Consider the following 201-nt stretch of genomic DNA (forward strand, 5'->3'; position numbering starts at 1 on the left):
TTGCACTCATGGGCATTGGCGGGGGTAATGTGCAGTTTCTCGATATAGCCTTCCGCATCGGTACGGGTATGTTGTTTGTAGCCGAGTTTGTAGAGGCCGTTTTTCTTTATCCAACGGGCATCTTTGTCTTTGCTCGGTGTGGTTTGGCCGCTGACTTGTCCTTCTTCATCGACTTCTATGGCCTGACGCTGTTTGCTGCCG

General features: G+C 51.2%; 1 protein-coding gene. It reads right to left on the reverse strand.

The window, feature by feature from the left end; all coding sequences use genetic code 11:
- Positions 1–201: transposase (locus tag ACTHS4_RS12840; RefSeq protein ID WP_440366075.1), on the reverse strand; the 201-nt coding region annotated here is incomplete at both ends.

Source organism: Neisseria sp. P0014.S009 (assembly GCF_051958155.1).
Taxonomy (GTDB): domain Bacteria; phylum Pseudomonadota; class Gammaproteobacteria; order Burkholderiales; family Neisseriaceae; genus Neisseria; species Neisseria flavescens_C.